This window comes from Actinomyces oricola, from assembly GCF_004104015.1.
Taxonomy (GTDB): domain Bacteria; phylum Actinomycetota; class Actinomycetes; order Actinomycetales; family Actinomycetaceae; genus Actinomyces; species Actinomyces oricola.
Genome location: NZ_RYFV01000006.1, coordinates 26,958 through 43,255, shown reverse-complemented (window position 1 = coordinate 43,255; position 16,298 = coordinate 26,958). Strand labels below are relative to the sequence as shown.

At 70.5% G+C, this 16,298-nt stretch carries 17 protein-coding genes; 11 read left to right on the top strand and 6 right to left on the bottom strand.

Annotation, left to right across the window (positions count from 1 at the left end):
• Positions 1-155: 155 nt before the first annotated feature.
• Complete coding sequence (locus EUC46_RS03975) at positions 156-1,301, top strand: ABC transporter substrate-binding protein (protein WP_128772902.1); 1,146 nt, start codon at positions 156-158, stop codon at positions 1,299-1,301.
• A gap of 77 nt (positions 1,302-1,378) precedes the next feature.
• Here EUC46_RS03975 and tkt read toward each other — a convergent pair whose 3' ends face one another.
• The 4 genes from tkt to EUC46_RS03955 all read right to left on the bottom strand — a co-directional run bounded on the left by tkt (position 1,379) and on the right by EUC46_RS03955 (position 5,771).
• A complete protein-coding gene (gene tkt / locus EUC46_RS03970; RefSeq protein ID WP_128772901.1) occupies positions 1,379-3,466 on the bottom strand; it encodes a transketolase in 2,088 nt (695 codons plus the stop codon).
• Between the two features lie 180 nt (positions 3,467-3,646).
• Entirely contained in the window at positions 3,647-4,426 is a 780-nt protein-coding gene (gene deoC / locus EUC46_RS03965; protein WP_128772900.1) for a deoxyribose-phosphate aldolase, read from the bottom strand.
• Between the two features lie 91 nt (positions 4,427-4,517).
• On the bottom strand, positions 4,518-5,294 hold the full coding sequence (locus EUC46_RS03960) for a GntR family transcriptional regulator (RefSeq protein ID WP_128772899.1): 777 nt from the start codon (positions 5,292-5,294) through the stop codon (positions 4,518-4,520).
• Between the two features lie 138 nt (positions 5,295-5,432).
• On the bottom strand, positions 5,433-5,771 hold the full coding sequence (locus EUC46_RS03955) for a hypothetical protein (protein ID WP_128772898.1): 339 nt from the start codon (positions 5,769-5,771) through the stop codon (positions 5,433-5,435).
• A gap of 121 nt (positions 5,772-5,892) precedes the next feature.
• Between EUC46_RS03955 and EUC46_RS03950 the strand changes: the two genes are divergently transcribed.
• The 7 genes from EUC46_RS03950 to EUC46_RS03920 all read left to right on the top strand — a co-directional run bounded on the left by EUC46_RS03950 (position 5,893) and on the right by EUC46_RS03920 (position 12,741).
• Positions 5,893-6,099, top strand: a complete 207-nt coding sequence (locus EUC46_RS03950; protein WP_128772897.1) for a hypothetical protein — start codon at positions 5,893-5,895, stop codon at positions 6,097-6,099.
• 6 nt (positions 6,100-6,105) lie between these two features.
• Positions 6,106-7,584 (top strand): FGGY-family carbohydrate kinase, encoded by a 1,479-nt coding sequence (locus EUC46_RS03945; RefSeq protein WP_128772896.1) that lies wholly within the window; start codon positions 6,106-6,108, stop codon positions 7,582-7,584.
• Positions 7,585-7,768: 184 nt separating this feature from the next.
• Positions 7,769-8,788 carry a TIM barrel protein gene (locus tag EUC46_RS03940; RefSeq protein ID WP_128772895.1) on the top strand — a complete coding sequence of 340 codons (1,020 nt, stop codon included), beginning with the start codon at positions 7,769-7,771 and terminating at the stop codon, positions 8,786-8,788.
• Positions 8,789-8,790: 2 nt separating this feature from the next.
• Positions 8,791-9,681 carry a transketolase gene (locus EUC46_RS03935; RefSeq protein WP_128772944.1) on the top strand — a complete coding sequence of 297 codons (891 nt, stop codon included), beginning with the start codon at positions 8,791-8,793 and terminating at the stop codon, positions 9,679-9,681.
• A complete protein-coding gene (locus tag EUC46_RS03930; RefSeq protein ID WP_128772894.1) occupies positions 9,678-10,643 on the top strand; it encodes a transketolase family protein in 966 nt (321 codons plus the stop codon). The genes EUC46_RS03935 and EUC46_RS03930 overlap by 4 nt, the downstream gene beginning before the upstream one ends.
• Positions 10,644-10,928: 285 nt before the next feature.
• A complete protein-coding gene (locus tag EUC46_RS03925; RefSeq protein ID WP_128772893.1) occupies positions 10,929-11,885 on the top strand; it encodes a sugar-binding transcriptional regulator in 957 nt (318 codons plus the stop codon).
• A 193-nt stretch (positions 11,886-12,078) separates the two neighbouring features.
• Complete coding sequence (locus tag EUC46_RS03920; RefSeq protein ID WP_128772892.1) at positions 12,079-12,741, top strand: TetR/AcrR family transcriptional regulator; 663 nt, start codon at positions 12,079-12,081, stop codon at positions 12,739-12,741.
• Here the strand turns inward: EUC46_RS03920 and EUC46_RS12495 are convergent.
• A complete protein-coding gene (locus EUC46_RS12495; protein WP_164918742.1) occupies positions 12,732-12,887 on the bottom strand; it encodes a hypothetical protein in 156 nt (51 codons plus the stop codon). The genes EUC46_RS03920 and EUC46_RS12495 overlap by 10 nt on opposite strands.
• Between EUC46_RS12495 and dhaK the strand changes: the two genes are divergently transcribed.
• The 3 genes from dhaK to EUC46_RS03905 are packed head-to-tail and all read left to right on the top strand — an operon-like array spanning position 12,874 to position 15,380.
• The gene (dhaK, locus tag EUC46_RS03915; RefSeq protein WP_128772891.1) at positions 12,874-13,884 is read left to right on the top strand and encodes a dihydroxyacetone kinase subunit DhaK; all 1,011 of its coding nucleotides are present in this window, start codon (positions 12,874-12,876) and stop codon (positions 13,882-13,884) included. The genes EUC46_RS12495 and dhaK overlap by 14 nt on opposite strands.
• A 1-nt stretch (position 13,885) precedes the next feature.
• Complete coding sequence (gene dhaM / locus EUC46_RS03910) at positions 13,886-14,413, top strand: dihydroxyacetone kinase phosphoryl donor subunit DhaM (RefSeq protein ID WP_128772890.1); 528 nt, start codon at positions 13,886-13,888, stop codon at positions 14,411-14,413.
• 31 nt (positions 14,414-14,444) lie between these two features.
• On the top strand, positions 14,445-15,380 hold the full coding sequence (locus EUC46_RS03905; RefSeq protein WP_128772889.1) for an aldose-1-epimerase: 936 nt from the start codon (positions 14,445-14,447) through the stop codon (positions 15,378-15,380).
• A gap of 85 nt (positions 15,381-15,465) precedes the next feature.
• Here the strand turns inward: EUC46_RS03905 and EUC46_RS03900 are convergent, their stop codons facing one another.
• Positions 15,466-16,134, bottom strand: coding sequence for a potassium channel family protein (locus EUC46_RS03900; RefSeq protein ID WP_128772888.1), 669 nt, complete (start codon positions 16,132-16,134; stop codon positions 15,466-15,468).
• Between the last annotated feature and the right edge of the window lie 164 nt (positions 16,135-16,298).

The following is a 16,298-nucleotide window of genomic DNA, read 5'->3' as shown; positions in this document are numbered from 1 at the left end:
TCGGCGGGACGGCGCGGGCCCTTGCCCGGGCCCGGGTTTGGAGGGGAAGATCGGGCCCGATCGTCGTTCAGGGCCGCCGTTCCCTGAACCCGACCGAAGGGGGCCCTATGGCAGATATGGCGAACTGTGCTGACCGCCGTCGTCCCCGCCCGCTAATGACACGGCGCAGCCTGCTTTCCGGGGGCGCCGCCATGGGGCTGGGAGCGTTGCTGGCGTCCTGCTCCTACGACTCCCGTCACACCGATGGCGCCAGCGCCGCGGTGGGCAACGCCTCCCAGGGCGCCACCGACTCCTTCCCCGTCACCATTGAGCACGTCTACGGCTCCACCACCGTTTCCAGCGAGCCTCTGCGGGTGGCCGCCGTCTCATCGACTAACGATGACGTGGTCATTGCCCTGGGCGTGATCCCGGTGGGTGTCCCCGAGGCCCCCCTGGACGTTGATGGGCTCCGCGCCTGCCCCTGGACCACCTCGGCCCTGGAGGCCTTGGGGGCCGGCTGGGACTCGCAGCTGGCGCCCGCCCAGTACTCGCAGACCAACGGCATCAATATCGAAGCCATCTCCGAGCTGGAGCCCGACCTGATCCTGGGCGTCTCCTCCAGCGTCACCCAAGAGGAGTACACCGCGCTTTCGGCCATCGCCCCCACCATCGCCTACCCGGCGGGCGGGGCCGAAGCCGCCGACTGGCAGGCCACCACGACCATTATCGGCCAGGCCCTGGGGCGCTCCGCGGCCGCCGAGGAGCTTGTCGCCACTACTATCCGCGAGGTCACCGCCTCCAATGTCGCCTACCCGCACCTCAAGGGCTCCACCTTCGTGGCGGGCACCCTGACCGCGGGCCTCCAGAACGGCACCCTGTACACGGCCGCCGACCCCCGGCCCCAGTTCCTGACCTTGCTGGGCATGAAGATGGCGGCCGCAGCGGCCAAGGCCGGCGCCGACTCCACAACGAGCCCCACCGTGAGCGTCCCCGCCCAGGACTGCGCCGCCATGTCCTGCGACCTGCTGTGGGTCGAGGCCGAGGACGCCCAGGCGGTGGAGGCCGTCAAGGCCGACGCCGTGCTGCAGACGATCCCGGCTGTCGCCAATGACTCCGCCCTGTTCGTCACCGACGCGGTCACGGTGGCAAGCCTCCAAACTCCCTCACCGTTGTCGCTGCTGTGGGCCGTAGAGCACCACGTGCCGCAGATCGCCGCCGCCATTGAATCCGCTACGGCGGCTACGGCAACAGCGACCGCCTCAACCGGCGCCACCGCGAGTACGACGGCGGGCCCCACCGCGACGCCACCGGCCTCACCCTGAGCCGCCCGGGGCGGAGCCGGTGGCGGGCACCCCTCAAGGCCAGTCGCCCGCCACCGCCGCTCAGGGCCGGGCGCCGCTCAGGGCCGGGTCAGCGCCTGTCGGGCGACGTCGGCGACATGCTCGCCCGTGAAACCGTACTCGGCGAACAAGTGCGTGCCGGGCGCGGAGGCGCCGAAGTGGTCCAGGGAGACAATGGCGCCCCGGTCCCCGACGAGTTCGCGCCAGCCCATGGCGATGCCGGCCTCCACCGAGACGGTGACCGCATTCTGGGGCAGGACCCAGGCGCGGTAGTCCTCATCCTGCTCGGCGAACCACTCCAGGCAGGGGGCGGAGACCACGCGGGTGGGCGTGCCCTGGGCCTGCAGGATTTCGCGGGCCTGCGCGGCCACCGACACCTCCGACCCCGTAGCCACAATGGTGACGTCAGGGGCCACGACTTCGCCGAGGGTGTCGGTGGAGTCGATCAGAATGTAGGCGCCGCGGGACACCCCGGAGGCGGCGGCGTCAGGGGTGGCGATGACCGGCAGGTTCTGGCGTGAGAGGGCCAGGACGGACGGCTGCTCACAGCGGCGCAGAACCTCGGCCCAGGCGGCGACCGTCTCATTGGCGTCGGCCGGGCGCACCACGGCCAGGCCGGGGATGGCGCGCAGGGAGGCCAGGTGCTCGACCGGCTGGTGGGTGGGGCCGTCCTCGCCCACGCCAATGGAGTCGTGGGTGAGGACGAAGATGGAGCCCAGGCCCATGAGCGCGGCCAGGCGCAAAGTGGGGCGCATGTAATCGACGAACACCATGAAGGTGCCGCAGTAGGGGCGGGTTAGGCCATCCAGGGCGATACCGTTGACGATCGACCCCATGGCGTGCTCGCGCACCCCGAAGTGAATGGTGCGACCGTAGGGGCCGTCGCCCTGGCTGCGCGCCAGGGGCGCCGGCAGGAAGGAGGGCTCACCGGCCATGGTGGTGTTGTTCGAACCCCCCAGGTCGGCGGAGCCGCCCCACAACTCGGGCATGAGCGGTGCGAGTGCGGCGAGTACCTTGCCCGAGGCTGAGCGGGTGGCCAAGTCGGCCCCGGTCTGCCAGCTGGGCAGCACCGATTCGATCGCCTCCGGCAGCCTCCTGGCCTGCAAGCGCTCCAGGAGCGCGGCACTTTGAGGATTGGCGGCGGCCCAGGCCCGGAAGCGGGCGTCCCACTCGCTGCGGGCCGCAGCGGCGCGGGCCGCAGCATGGGCGCGGGTGCGCTCCAGCAGGCCAGTGGGCATGAAGAAGCTCTTGGCCGGGTCCAGGCCCAGAACCTCCTTGAGGCCGGCGACCTCCGTGGCGCCGAGCTTGGCGCCATGAGTGGCCGCCGACCCCTGAAGGGTGGGGCAGGGCCAGGCGATTATGGTGTGCAGGCGGATGAGGGTGGGGCGGGTGGTCTCGGCCCGAGCGGCCACCAGGGCGTTGTGCAGGGCCCGGTAATCCTCGTGGTAGCGGCCCTTGGCCCTCCAGTCCACGTCGAGCACCTGCCAGCCGTAGGCCTCGAAGCGCCCCGTGACGTCTTCAGTGAAGGAGATGTCGGTGTGGCCCTCAATGGAAATGTCGTTGTCGTCGTAGATGGCGATGAGGTTGCCCAGCTGCTGGGTTCCGGCCAGGGAGGCGGCCTCGCTGGTCACGCCCTCCTGGAGGCAGCCGTCGCCCACGAGCGTGTAGACCCAGTGGTCGAAGACGGACTGGCCGGGGGCGGCATTAGGGTCGAGGATGCCGTGCTCGCGGCGCGCCGCCATGGCCATGCCCACCGCATTGGAGAATCCCGCCCCCAGCGGGCCGGCGGTGGTCTCCACTCCGGGGGTGACCCCATGCTCGGGGTGCCCCGGCGTGAGGGAGCCCGCGGTGCGCAGCGCCTCCAGGTCGCCGACCTCCAGGCCATAGCCGGAGAGCACCATCTGGGTGTACAGCAGGAGGGAGGCGTGCCCCGCCGAAAGCACGAAGCGATCGCGCCCCATCCACTGCGGGTCGGCGGGGTCGTGGCGCAACTCGTACTGGTACAGCAGGTAGGCCACGCCGGCCAAGGAGATCGCCGTCCCTGGATGACCCGAGCCGGCCCTCTCAACGGCGTCAGCCGACAAGGCTCTGGCGACGGCGATCGCCTGATCATCGGAATCGGTGAGCGCGAACTGCTCGGTGGTCATGCGTGGGGCTCCTTGAGTGGTGAGTGAGTGTGGGAGGGCTGGCGGCGCGGCACCCCAGTGCTCATTACTGCCATCCTCTCGCGCGGTCAAGGGGGCGGCAAATGCAAGTTGCGCGACTGGCCGAGAACGGCCGAAGACGGGCCCGCCCGCCCTCCAACGACCCGCCCTCCAACGAAATCCTCACAGCACACCATCCGCGGACGTTGTGCTGTGAGGATTTTGTTGGAGGGGGGTGCAGGGGCCCGTCGCGGCCAGCCCCAGGACCACGGGCGTCGAGCGGTAGCCAATGCCCAGGCGGTCCACGCCGGCGTCGATGAGGCGCAGGAAGTGGGCGCGGTCCCGAATGGAGCCCGATCCTTTGACCTTGGTGCGCCCGGCGGCGGCCTCGAGCATGAGCGCCATCATGGCGTCACTGGCGCCGGGGGCGGCGTGGTGGAGTTCGCCGGTGTAGAAGCCGGTGGAGGTCTTAATGAAGTCGGTGCCCGCGGCGACGCAAGCCTCAATGGTCGTGCGGATCTGCGCCTCGGTCAGGGCGTCAGTCTCCAAGATGGCCTTGACGATTACGTTCCTGGCGTGGCAGGTCTCCACTACGGCGCGCAGGTCCTCCTCGACCTGGTCCGCGAGCCCAGCGCGCGCCCAGCCGTAATTGGTGACTATGTCAATCTCATCCGCGCCGGCGTCCATGGCCAGTTGGGCCTGGGTCGCCTTGGAGGTGGTGGTCGAGGCGCCGAAGGGGAAGTCGACGACGGCGCAAACGCCGGTCTGAGTGCCCGCGGTCATGTTCTTCGCCATGCTGATCGAGGCGGGGTTCACGCAGGCGGTCCGACAGCCGAGGGCGACGGCGGCCTGCACCTCACGGCGAACCTCCTGAGGGGTGAACTCGGGTTTGAGGACCGAGTGGTCGATGTAGGCGGCGAGCTCGGTGGCGGTCATCTCGGCGGCGGGCTTGGCGGGGTTCATGGCGTCTCCTTAGGGGGTGTTGACGCCAACAAGATTAATCTGTCTATACAGCTCTGTCAAGAGCTGTATAGACAACACGGGGGAGTAGGGCCTAGGAATGGGGCGCGTCGGGGTGCCCGATGGTGTCGGCCCGCTCCGGCTGAGCGGGGGCCAAGGCGTCGGTCAGGACGAAGGCCCCGGTGTCTATGGCCCAGCGCGACCCGGCGTACGCGGTTTCGGTGGCCTCGATAGTGCGGTCAGTGGTGTCCGCGACAAGGCGGCGCTCCACGAGGAGGGCCGCGGGCAGGTCCACGTCGAGGAGGGATCCCTCCTCCTGCGTGGCCAGACGGGCGGTCACGCTGCCCGAGGCCCGGCCCATGGTGCGTCCCAGGCGCCCCAGCGCCTCATGGAGCGAGCCCTTCTCCAGGTCGGCCTCCAACACCCCCTGGAACTCCTGGGGGAGGGCCGTGCGCTCAATGGCTATCGGGGTGCCGGAGGCAAGGCGGACGCGTTCAATGAGCACTAGCCACGCGTCCGGGGGGAGGCCGAGCTCGGCGGCGCTGGCGGGCCGTCTGGACATCTCCGCCCGGAGCACCTGCGAGGACGGGACGAGGCCGCGCGAGCGCATGTCTTGGGAGAAGGGGCGCAGGACCGAGTCCGGCCGGTGCAGGGCGGGGGCCTCGACGAAGGTTCCGGCGCCGCTGCGACGTCGGGCCAAGCCCTCGTCAACAATGACGTCCACGGCGTGGCGCGCCGTCATGCGGGACACCGAGAAGCGGGCGGCGAGGTCGTTCTCAGCCGGCAGGGCACTGCCCGGGGGCAGGGCCGCGCATTGCTCGCGCAGCCATGTTGCGATCTCCTGGTATCGGGGCGTAGGGCGGGGTGCCATGACGGCAGTGTGGCATGGCGTCCCCGTATCGCGGGCGCCCGCCTCCAGGGCGCTGAGCAGTGCCGCCGAGCCGCATGGCGTCCCCGTATCGCGGGCGCCCGGCAAAAGGCCCTCGCGCGCCGGCGCCCGCCCGCGCCCTTAAGTCCAGGTCGCCGGATCGGCGACGATTTCCTCCAGGAGGGACCAGGTCGCGCCGGTGGCCCCGGGGGCCTCGTCGTCCGGCGCCGCCAGGACGGCAACCGGAGTCCACTTGGAGGCCAGAACCCGGTGCTCCAACTCCTCCTCCAGGGCGGGGCGCAGCGCCTCGGCCAGAGGGGCCAAATGTCCGCCGAGCACGACATCCGCCCGCGAGACGGGTTCAGGGGCGGCGAAGACGTGCCGGGTCACGAGGGCGAGGTTCGTGGCGCGCAGGGTGGCCTGGCGCACTCCGGGCCGGCCGTAACCCTGCGGTCCAACCCCTGCGGCAACGGTTGACACTGTTCGGCGAGAACGGCGCCCGGGCGCCGCGCGCTCAGCGGCCGCGGCGCCCCTGCAACAGTGGTTGACACCGCGGCCAGCAGCGGGCTAACCTTCACTTTGTCGATTCATTCGTTGTTGAATGAATATTCTAGCCTTAAGGAGGCGTCGTCATGCTCAATCCCCTGAGCGCCGCCGACTGCTCAACGCCTTCATTGTCTTCAGCATTATGGCGGCGGCCCCGGTCTCCGTTGTCCACGTTGCCCGCATCGTTCACGGTGCGCGCGTTGCCCACCCGCTGTTCCGCCGCTTCGTCTCCGGAGCCCTGGCCGGGGACGCTAAGGGGTGACAGGGGATGAAGAGGACCGTGGCCGCACCCGACTATGTTTTGGCCCTGGACGAGGGCACCACCAACGCCAAAGCCCTTGCCATTGCCCCCGACGGCACTGTCCTGGCCTCAGGAAGCGCCCCGGTGCCCGTAAGCCACCCCCGGCCCGGCTGGGTTGAGCAGGACGCTGAGGCCATCTGGCAGGCTCAAGCGCGCGCCATTGCCGCCTGCCTGGATGGCGTGGGCGGGGCGACGCCGGCGGGCATCGCTATTTCCAACCAGCGTGAGTCCGTGGTCGCCTGGGACGCGGGCGACGGCCGGCCCCTGGGCCCAGTACTGGGCTGGCAGGACTCGCGCACGGCCGAATTCTGCGACTGGCTGCGCTCCCCGGAGCGCGAATTCGCCGTCAGCGCCACCACCGGCCTGAGCCTGGACCCCATGTTCTCCGCCCCTAAGATGCGCTACCTGCTCGATATGGTCGACGCCGCCCCGGCCGGCGCCTTCCGGGCCCGCATTGGCACCATTGACTCCTGGCTGGTGGCGCGCCTGACCGGGCAGGAGTCCTACGTCATTGAGGCCGGCAACGCTTCACGCACTCTGCTGCTGGACCTGGCCACCACGAGTTGGTCGGAGGAAATGTGCGCCCTCTTCGGCGTCGACGCCGCCCGCCTTCCCCGCGTGGTGCGCTCCGACGCGCACTTCGGCACCACCCGCGCCCTGGGCCTGCTGCCCGACGGCATCCCGGTGGTCGGCGTCCTGGGCGACTCCCACGCCGCCCTTTTCGGGCACGGCTGCCGCAGCTCGCGCCAAGCCAAGGCCACTTACGGCACCGGCTCCTCGGTCATGGTGCCCACGGGCGCGAACCGGGAGGTGCGCCCCGGCGTGGCCACCACCCTGGCCTGGCTCACCGAGACCCCCATGTACGGCCGGGAGGGCAATATTGTCGCCTCCGGCGCGGCCATGGACTGGGTTGCCCGCCTCCTGGGCGCAGGCGGCGGCAAGGGCCTGGACGCCCTGGCCGCCGACGCCGCCTCCAGCGAGGGCGTCCACCTGGTCCCGGCCTTCACCGGCCTGGGCGCCCCCTGGTGGGATCGGCGAGCCACCGGCCTCATTACCGGCGTCACCGCCGGCACCACGCCCGCCCACCTCGCCCGCGCCGCCCTGGAGGCCGTGGCCCACCAGGTTGCCGACGTCGTTGAGGCCATGACCGCAGGACCGGCCGGCAGCGACCTGGAGGTCCTGCACGCCGACGGCGGCGCCAGCTCATCGCGCCTGCTCATGCAGATCCAGGCCGACCTGCTGGGCCGTGAGGTCCTGGTGTCGGCCAACGCCGAGGTCTCCGCCTTAGGGGCCGCCCTCATGGGCTTCGCCCGCCTGGGCTGGGAGCTGCCCGACCCGGCCGCCGACCCCGCGGTGGTCTACCGGCCCCAGGTGACCGCCCCCCTCCGGCAGGCCGCCCGCGCGCAATGGGGCAGGGCCATAGCGCGCTCGCGGTTCCGACCCTGAGAAGGCCGACCGGGCCCCGGCCGCTCCACCGAGGCGCACTGCTCCACCGAGGCGCGGACGGCCGACCGTCTGGCCGACCCGCATCCACGCGCCCACCGTTTTCCACGCGCCCGCCCTCGCCCGGACAGCACCAGCCCAGCACCCACCACAGATCGAAGATCGGAGTTGAATAGAAATGCAACAAATGTCGGGGGCCACTCCGCCCTCCTCGCGCACCACTCCAGAGCCCGTCTTCGGGGCCGGATTGTGGAACTTCGCCACCTACGTCGACCGCTATGCCACCGACGGCTACGGCGACCCCCGCTCCACCATTGAGCAGATTGAGCTGGCCGCCCAGGTCGGCGACATTAGCTACGTCGACCTCAACTACCCCTTCACCCCCGCGGTCGGCCTTCAAGACGTCAAGGAGGCCCTGGCGCGCACCGGCATGAAGGCCATTGGCGTGACCCCGGACATCTACCTGCGTGAGCACCGCATGGGCGCCTTCACCAACCCGGACCCCGCCAAGCGGGCCTCGGCCCTGGAGATAATGCACGGCGCCGCGGCCGCGGTGCGCGAACTGGGCGCCAGGTACGTCAAGATCTGGCCGGGCCAGGACGGCTTCGACTACCCCTTCCAAGTCGATTACAAGGAGCTCAACCGCCTGGCCGTCGAGGGGATGAGGGAGCTGGCCAGCGCCCACCCCGATCTCAGATTCGTCATCGAATACAAGCCCCGTGAGCCCCGCACCCACATGTTCTGGGGGTCGGCCGCTAAGACCATCCTGGGTATTCAAGCCATGGGCGTGGACAACGTCGGCGTGCTCCTGGACTTCGGCCACGCCTTGTTCGGCGGTGAGTCCCCGGCCGAATCGGCCCAGATGCTCATCGACCACGGCCTGTTGTGGGGCATGGACGTCAACGACAACTACCGCGGCTGGGATGACGACATGGTTGTGGGCAGCCTCCACCTCACCGAGCTCTTCGAGTTCTTCCACACCCTGCGCGTCAACAGTTGGGAGGGGGTCTGGCAACTCGACCAGTTCCCCTTCCGGGAGGACGTCGTGGACAACGCCCGCACCTCCATCCGCCTGCTCAAGGCCATTCACCGGGCGCTGGACAGCCTCGACGAGGAGGCCCTGGCCGCCGCGCAGGCCCGCCAGGACCCGCTGGCCGCCCAGCGCATTGTCCAGGACGCACTGCTGACCTCCATGGTGGGTGCGTGACCATGGCCCAGACCACGACCTGGTCCGTGGACCTGCCCGTCATTGGACGCACCACCCCGGATATGAGCCGCCAGGAGGTTGTCGCCCACATTCGCCGGGGCGCCCGCCTCATTCGGCGCAAAGACCTCACCCTGGTGGCCAAGGCCCGCATGGGCCACCTCGGCGGCGAGTTCTCCATCACCGATGTCCTGGCCACCCTCTACCTCCACGTGCTGAACCTGACCGTGGACAACCTGGAGGACCCCGAGCGCGACCGCCTCATTCTGTCCAAGGGGCACGCCGCCTGCGCCCTCTACACCACACTCGCGGCGGCCGGATTAATGGACGTTGAGGAGTTGGAGACTTTCGTCCAGCCCGACTCCCGCCTCAATGGGCACCCCAACCGGCTCAAGGTCAAGGGCGTAGAGGCCAACACCGGGCCGCTGGGCCACGGCCTGCCGATCGCCGTCGGCGAGGCGGTGGCCGGCCAAATGGACGGCTCGATGCGCCGCGTCTTCGTCCTGACCGGGGACGGGGAACTCCAGGAGGGCTCTAACTGGGAGGCCCTGATGCTCGCCTCCCAGCGGCGCCTGGCCAACCTGTGCGCGGTCGCCGACCGCAACCATCTTCAGCAGGGCGCCACCACCGAGGCCACCAACGACCTCTCCCCCCTGGACGCCAAAGCGCGGGCCTTCGGATGGGAGGTCATTGACGTCGACGCCCACGACATCGACGCTCTCCTGGACGCCTTTGCCGCCGTCCCCGCCTCAAGCGGCAAGCCCACCTTCATTATCGCCCACTCCCACAAGGGGCACCCGATCTCCTTCATGTCCGACGTCGTGGCCTGGCACCACAAGCTGCCCACTGACGCCGAGGTCGAGCGGGCCCTGGCAGAACTGGAGGCCTCCAAGTGAGCACCACTGAGACCACTGAGACGACCGCCCTGTACGACTGCCGCGACGCCTTCGCCACCACCGTGGAGCAGATCGCCGCTACTGACGAGCGGGTCGTTGCCGTCGTCAACGACTCGGTGGGGTCGGCCAAGCTCGGCGCCTTCGCCGCGCGCTTCCCCGAGCGCCTCATTAATGTCGGCATTGCCGAGCAGAACCAGGTGGGTGTGGCCGCCGGCCTGGAGGGGGGAGGGCGGATTCCGGTGGTCTCGTGCGCCGGATCCTTCCTCTCGGCGCGCGCCATGGAGCAGGTCAAGATTGATGCCGCCTACTCCTACCGGCATATGGTCCTGGCCGCCCAGAGCCCGGGCCTGGCCTACGGCCAACTCGGAAGCACCCACCACAGTGCCGAGGACGTCGCCTGGATGCGCGTCATCCCCGGCATGACCGTCATTGTTCCGGCCGACCCGGTCCAGACCGCCGCCGCCGTGCGCTGGGCCATTGCCGAGCACGACGGCCCCACCTACATTCGCATCTCCCGAATGAAGGTCCCCGCCGTCCACGCCCCGGACTACTCCTTCACTCCCGGCAAGGCCACCGTTTTGCGCCAGGGCCAGGACCTGACCATTGTCTCCAACGGCACCGCGCTGCACCGGGCCCTGGCGGCGGCCGCGGCCCTGGAGGGTCAGGGCGTGAGTGTCCGGGTGCTATCCATGGCCAGCGTCAAGCCCCTGGATGAGCAGGCGGTTATGGACGCAGCCCGCCAGACCGGCCGCATTGTCGTCGCCGAGGAGGGCATGGCCGCCGGGGGCCTGGGCGGGGCCGTGGCCGAGCTCGTCAGCGCCGGCCATCCGGTGCCGGTAACCCGGATCGGCGTTCCCGACGTCTTCGCCCCCACCGGCTCCGAGGAATGGCTCATGGACCGCTTCGGCATAAGTGCCGGCGGCATTGCCGCCGCCGCGCGCGATCTTCTGAAGCGGGGCTGAGCCGGGGCGTCGCGGTGGGCGGCGCTCCGGGGCCTGTGGGATCCGGAGCGACAGGCTGCGCCCGCGGCGGGCCGCATCAGCGGCGCCCCGGGGCTTGTGGGATCCGGCGGCGCCCGCCGCCTCGCGCCGCTCCCGGGGTCCAGGGGAGTCCGGGAAAAGGGCGGGGAAAGGGCTTCGGCTCGGCCGGTATTGCGCTGGAGTCCACGGGGCGCGGCCCAGGCGGGGTAGGTTTGAATCGTCTATTCGCGCCTCATGCGTGAGCACCCCTGCCCCAGGAGACCCCCGATGGTTCTCGCCGACGATTCTCAGACACGCCTCATGGCGCGCATCGCCCGCATGTACCACGAGCACGGCATGAAGCAGGCCCAGATCGCCTCCGAGCTGCACGTCTCCCAGCCTCGCGTCTCCCGCCTCCTCAAGCGCGCCGCGGATGAGGGGATCGTCCGCACCGTTGTGACCCTGCCCCCCGGCGCTTTCACCTCCCTGGAGGAGGAGATCGAGAAGCGCCACCACGTCGAGGAGTGCGTCGTCGTGGACGCCGGGGTAGACGAGGTCGCGGTTCAGACGGCGTTGGCCACGGCTGCCGCAACCTACCTGGAGACGACCCTCACCGGCGGGGAGGTTATTGGCCTGTCCTCCTGGAGTGCGACCTGGCTCGCCGCCGTCGAGCGCCTTCAGCCCTTCCGCACCCAGGTCGCCACCACCGTGGTCCAGCTCTTCGGCGGCATAGGCAACCCGACCGTGCAGGTCAAGGCGACGCGGTTGATCGACCTGCTGGCCCGGGCCACTGGCGCCTCCCCGGTGTTCTTCCCCTCCCCGGCGGTCCTGGGGACGGAGTCGGCCGCCGTCGAACTGCGCAACGACCCCTCCGTGGCCCGTGTGGCCGGCCTCCTACCGGACGTCACGACCGCATTGGTGGGAATCGGCAGCCTGGAGCCCTCTGAGCTCCTGCGCGAGTCGGGGAACATCTCCTCGGAGGTGGACCGTGAGGAGCTGCGACGGGCCGGGGCGGTGGGTGACGTCTGCCTGCGCTTCTTCGACGCCGATGGCGAGCACGTGGACTCCGGTTTCGACCGCCGCGTGGTGGGGGCCGACGCCTCCGAGTTGCACGCCATCCCGCGCACCGTGGCCGCCGCCGGCGGGGCGCGCAAGCATGCGGCCATTCGGGCGGCTCTGCGGGGCGGCTGGCTCACGGTCCTCATTACCGACGTCACCACCGCCCGGGCCCTGCTGGCCGACTGAGTCACCGGCCGGCTGCGCCGCGCACAAACCCCGGGATCATGCGGGTTGTGCGCGACCGGTCGGCGCACGGCAGGCGCCGGGCCCGCCCGGTGGGCACCACCGGGCGGGCAGGGGCCGACGACGCGGTATGCGCTACGCCGTCGGCCCCGCGCTTGAGCCCGAATGCGCGGACTGTGAGCCGTATGGTGGGACCATGCCCTCCACAACCGGCCCCCGGCCGACCTCGCCCAAACGCCGTACGCGCCTGACCGCCGCCCAGCGTCGTGAGCAGATTGTGGAGGTGGCCACCACGCTGATGGCCCAACACGGCTACAACGGATTGTCCTTACAGGAGGTCGCCGATGGGGTGGGCATCTCCCAGGCCGGACTGCTGCACTACATTGACAACAAACCGGGCCTGTTGACCCTGCTGCTTGACGAGCGCTACGACCGTCGGGGCACTCCTCAGGACTTCATCGACTCCGGGGACCCTGCGGCCACCCACCCCGAGGGCATTAGCCTGCCCGCCTACTTCCGCTACCTCGTCCACCTTAACGTGCAGCGCCCTGAGCTCATGCGCCTGCACATGCTCCTGGGGGCCGAGGCGGTGGACCCCGCTCACCCCGCTCACGCGCATTTCATCAACCGCCCCGACGAGATCTGGGGCCTCTACATGCAGTTCACCTGGCGCCTGCCCCCCGAAATCAAGGAACAGGGCGGTTTTGAGAGCATCCGTCAGAGGGTGGGCATGGCCCTGGAGGTCATGGACGGCATTCAAGTTCGCTACTTCCGTCAGCCCGCCGTTAGCTTGGAGGAGGAGTGGGCCCGCTTTGAACCGCTCCTGTTCCCCTCCCCCCTGTGGGACGGTTACCGCTGAATCCCCGCCGCGGGCGCCCCGCCCCCGGGGCGGGTGAACTGGTCGGCCACGAGCTCGCACTGGAGTGCCGCCCGGGAGGGGCGCAGGCCAAAAGGGGTGACGTAGGACACGTTGACGCGGTAGCGTCGCGGTATGAAGAAACTCATGAACTCCGCTGACACCATTGTTGCGGACGCCCTGGCGGGCATGGCGGCCGCCCACCCCCGGAGCCTGCGCGTGGACCTGGACCAGCGCGTCGTCTACCGCGCCCGCCCCAAGGGCCCCGGCAAAGTCGCCATTGTCTCGGGCGGCGGCAGTGGGCACGAGCCCCTTCACGCCGGCTACGTCGGCCACGGCATGCTCGACGCCGCCTGCGCCGGGGAGATCTTCACCTCGCCGGTCCCCGACCAGGTCGTCGCCGCCACCTCCGCTGTAGACACCGGCGCCGGGGTCCTCCACATTGTCAAGAACTACACCGGCGACGTCATGAACTTCGAGATTGCCGCGGAAATGGTCCTCGCCTCCGGCGGTACCCAGGTGGCCACCGTGGTCACCAACGACGACGTCGCCGTCGAGGACTCCCTCTACACGGCCGGACGGCGCGGGGTGGGAGTGAGCGTCATCGTTGAGAAGATCGCCGGCGCGGCCGCCGAGGAAGGGCGGGCCCTGGCCGAAGTCGCTGAAATCGCGGCCCGCGTCAATGCCGCCGGCCGCTCCATGGGCGTCGCCCTGACCTCCTGCACCGTACCGGCCCGGGGCCGGCCCTCCTTCGACCTGCCCGAGGACGAGGTGGAGATTGGCATTGGCATTCACGGCGAGCCCGGCCGCCGACGGGAAAAACTCGCCTCCGCCCGTGAGATGGCCCAGCGCCTGGTCGAGCCGGTCGTGGCCGAGTTGCCCGACGCCGAAGGGGCCGACCAGGGCGTCATAGCCATGCTCAACGGCATGGGTGCCAGCCCCCTGCTCGAGCTCTACCTCATGCATGGCGAAGTCGCCCGCCTGCTGGAGGCCTCCGGGGTGCGCCTGGCGCGCAGCCTGGTGGGCAACCACATCACCAGCCTGGACATGGCCGGCTGCTCCCTGACCCTGGTGCGCGCTGACGCCGAAATGCTCCACCTGTGGGACGCCCCGGTGTCCACCCCCGGCCTGCGCTGGGGGATGTGACATGACCACCGCCGTGGCGGCTGGAGCCGCTCGTGAGCCCAGCACCGCCTGCGCCGGGGCTGACGCGGCCGCGCAGACAGCAGCCGGGGACGCATCGGGCAGTGACCGGGGGAGCGTGGGCATTGTCGTCGTCTCGCACTCGCCCGCCCTGGCTCAGGCCGCTGTCGCTTTGGCCCGTGGCCTGGTGGCCGGCATCAGGGCGCCGGTAGGCGTCGCCGCCGGGGCGCCCGGGGGAGGGCTGGGCACTGACGCCACAGCCATTGCCGCGGCCATTGAGGAGATCGGCTCTCGGAGCAGCGGCGTTCTGGTCCTCATGGACCTGGGCAGCGCCGTCATGAGCGCACAGGTGGCCCTGGAACTACTCGACGACGACCTCGCCGCCCGCACGCGTCTGAGCACGGCGCCCCTGGTCGAGGGCCTGATCGGGGCCTACTGCTCGGCCGGCATAGGGGCGGACCTGGAGGCCGTCGCCGCACAGGCGCTGGCCGCCGCCACCGTCAAAAGTGAGCATATGACTCCAAGGCCCTGACTGCGCGGCCCCGAAGGAGGAGGATAGGACCATGATCAATGGAGAGCTCATCGACCTGCACGCAGGGCGCTACCAGGCGCGCATTGCCACCTGCGGCGCCACACTAGTCCACCTGCGCCGCGACGGCCGCGACCTGGTGGTCCCCTTCGACGCCGAGAGCACTCTGCCGGCCGGGTGGCAGGGCAAGACCCTCATGCCCTGGCCCAATCGCATTACCGGCGCCTCCTACACCTATGGCGGGCAGACCTACCAGGTGGCCTGCAACGAGCCCGAGACCGGTGCCGCCCTCCACGGCATGGTCGGCTGGATGGACTGGCAGGTCACCGAGGTGGCGGACAGCGCCCTGACCCTCGGGCTGAACCTGCCCGCCTCCTACGGCTACCCCTGGAGCCTGGAGCTCGCGGTGCGCTTCACCCTGGACGCCGACTCCGGCCTGAAGACCACCGCCACCGCCACCTGCGTGGGCGCTGCCCAGCCCGCCACCAACACGCCGGGAGCCGCCGACCGGGACGGGCGCCTCCTCCCCGCCCCCTGCGGGATTGCCTTCCACCCGTACCTGACCCGTTCGGTCCCCCTGGACCAGTGCGAGCTCACCGCCCCGGCCCCCCAAGTGCTGGAGGCCGACGAGAACCTGGCGCCCCTGGGGCTGCGGGAGGTCGAGGGCAGCGACTGGGACTGGCGCGCCGGCCGGCTCGTGGGTGCGAGCACCAGCGATAACACGTACACGGGCATGCCGGAGGGAACCTGGGAGGTGCGCCTGAGCGGCGGGGAGCACGGAGGCGCCGTGGTGCTGGCCTCCGACGCCCCCTGGGTGCACCTCTACACCGCCGAGCACCTTCTGCGGCGGGGCGTGGCTGTGGAGCCCATGACCTGCCCGCCGAACGCCTTCAGCACCGGCCAGGATCTGGTGGCCCTGGAGATCGGCCAGTCTCACGCCCTGAGCTACTTCCTGCGCGAGGACGACTGAGCCCTCCCCCGGGCGAGGGCGCAAGCGCGGACCGGCGCTCGGCCCCGGGGGCAGGGCCGCCGGCCCGGCGCCCGGGGCCGCGCCTTCAGGCGCGGTTGGCGAAGCGCTCCAGCAAAGCGGCGTCTCCTCCGACCACGAGCACGTCGTCGGAGGAGACGAGCGTGTCGGAGGTGGCGTATTCGAAGGGCTCTCCCGGGCTCATGAGGCCGAAGATGGTGACCCCGTAGCGGGAGCGGACCCTGGCCTCGCCAATGGTGAAGCCATGGAGTTCAGCCGGCGGGCGCATTTTGACAATGGTGAAGCCCCCCTTCTCCATTTCAATGTAGTCCAGCATGCGGCCCGAGACCAGGTGGGCGGCGCGCTGCCCGGCGTCGAACTCGGGGTAGACCACGTGGTGAGCGCCAATGCGCCGCAGGATGCGCCCGTGTGCGCGGGAAACGGCTTTGGCCCAAATCTGCGGGGTTTCCAGGTCCACCAGGTTCCCGGTGACCAGTACGGAGGCCTCCAGGGAGGTGGCGACTCCGACCACGGCAGTGCCGAACTCGGTGGCGCCGAGCTGCTCCAGGGCCTCCATGTCGGTGGCGTCGGCCTCGACCAGGGGAATGCGCCCGGCCCACTGGCGCACAATGATCGGGTCGGACTCCACGGCCAGGACCTCGCGCCCGAGCCGGTCCAGCGTGGCCGCCACCGCCGAGCCGAAGCGGCCCAGGCCAATGACGAGTGTGGAGTCGGTGCGCGAGATGGGGGCGGCCATGGTCGGTTCTCCTGGTGGGCGATGAGGGGCCGCAAGGGAGCGGCTGGCGCCACCGCCCCTGCGGCACCACCACCGTAGTCCAGCTCCCCGCCCACCACCCCGCCCCCGGGCCGCCTGCCCTTCGGCCCGGGGCATCGGGCGCCCGCCGGCAAGGTAGACCGGCA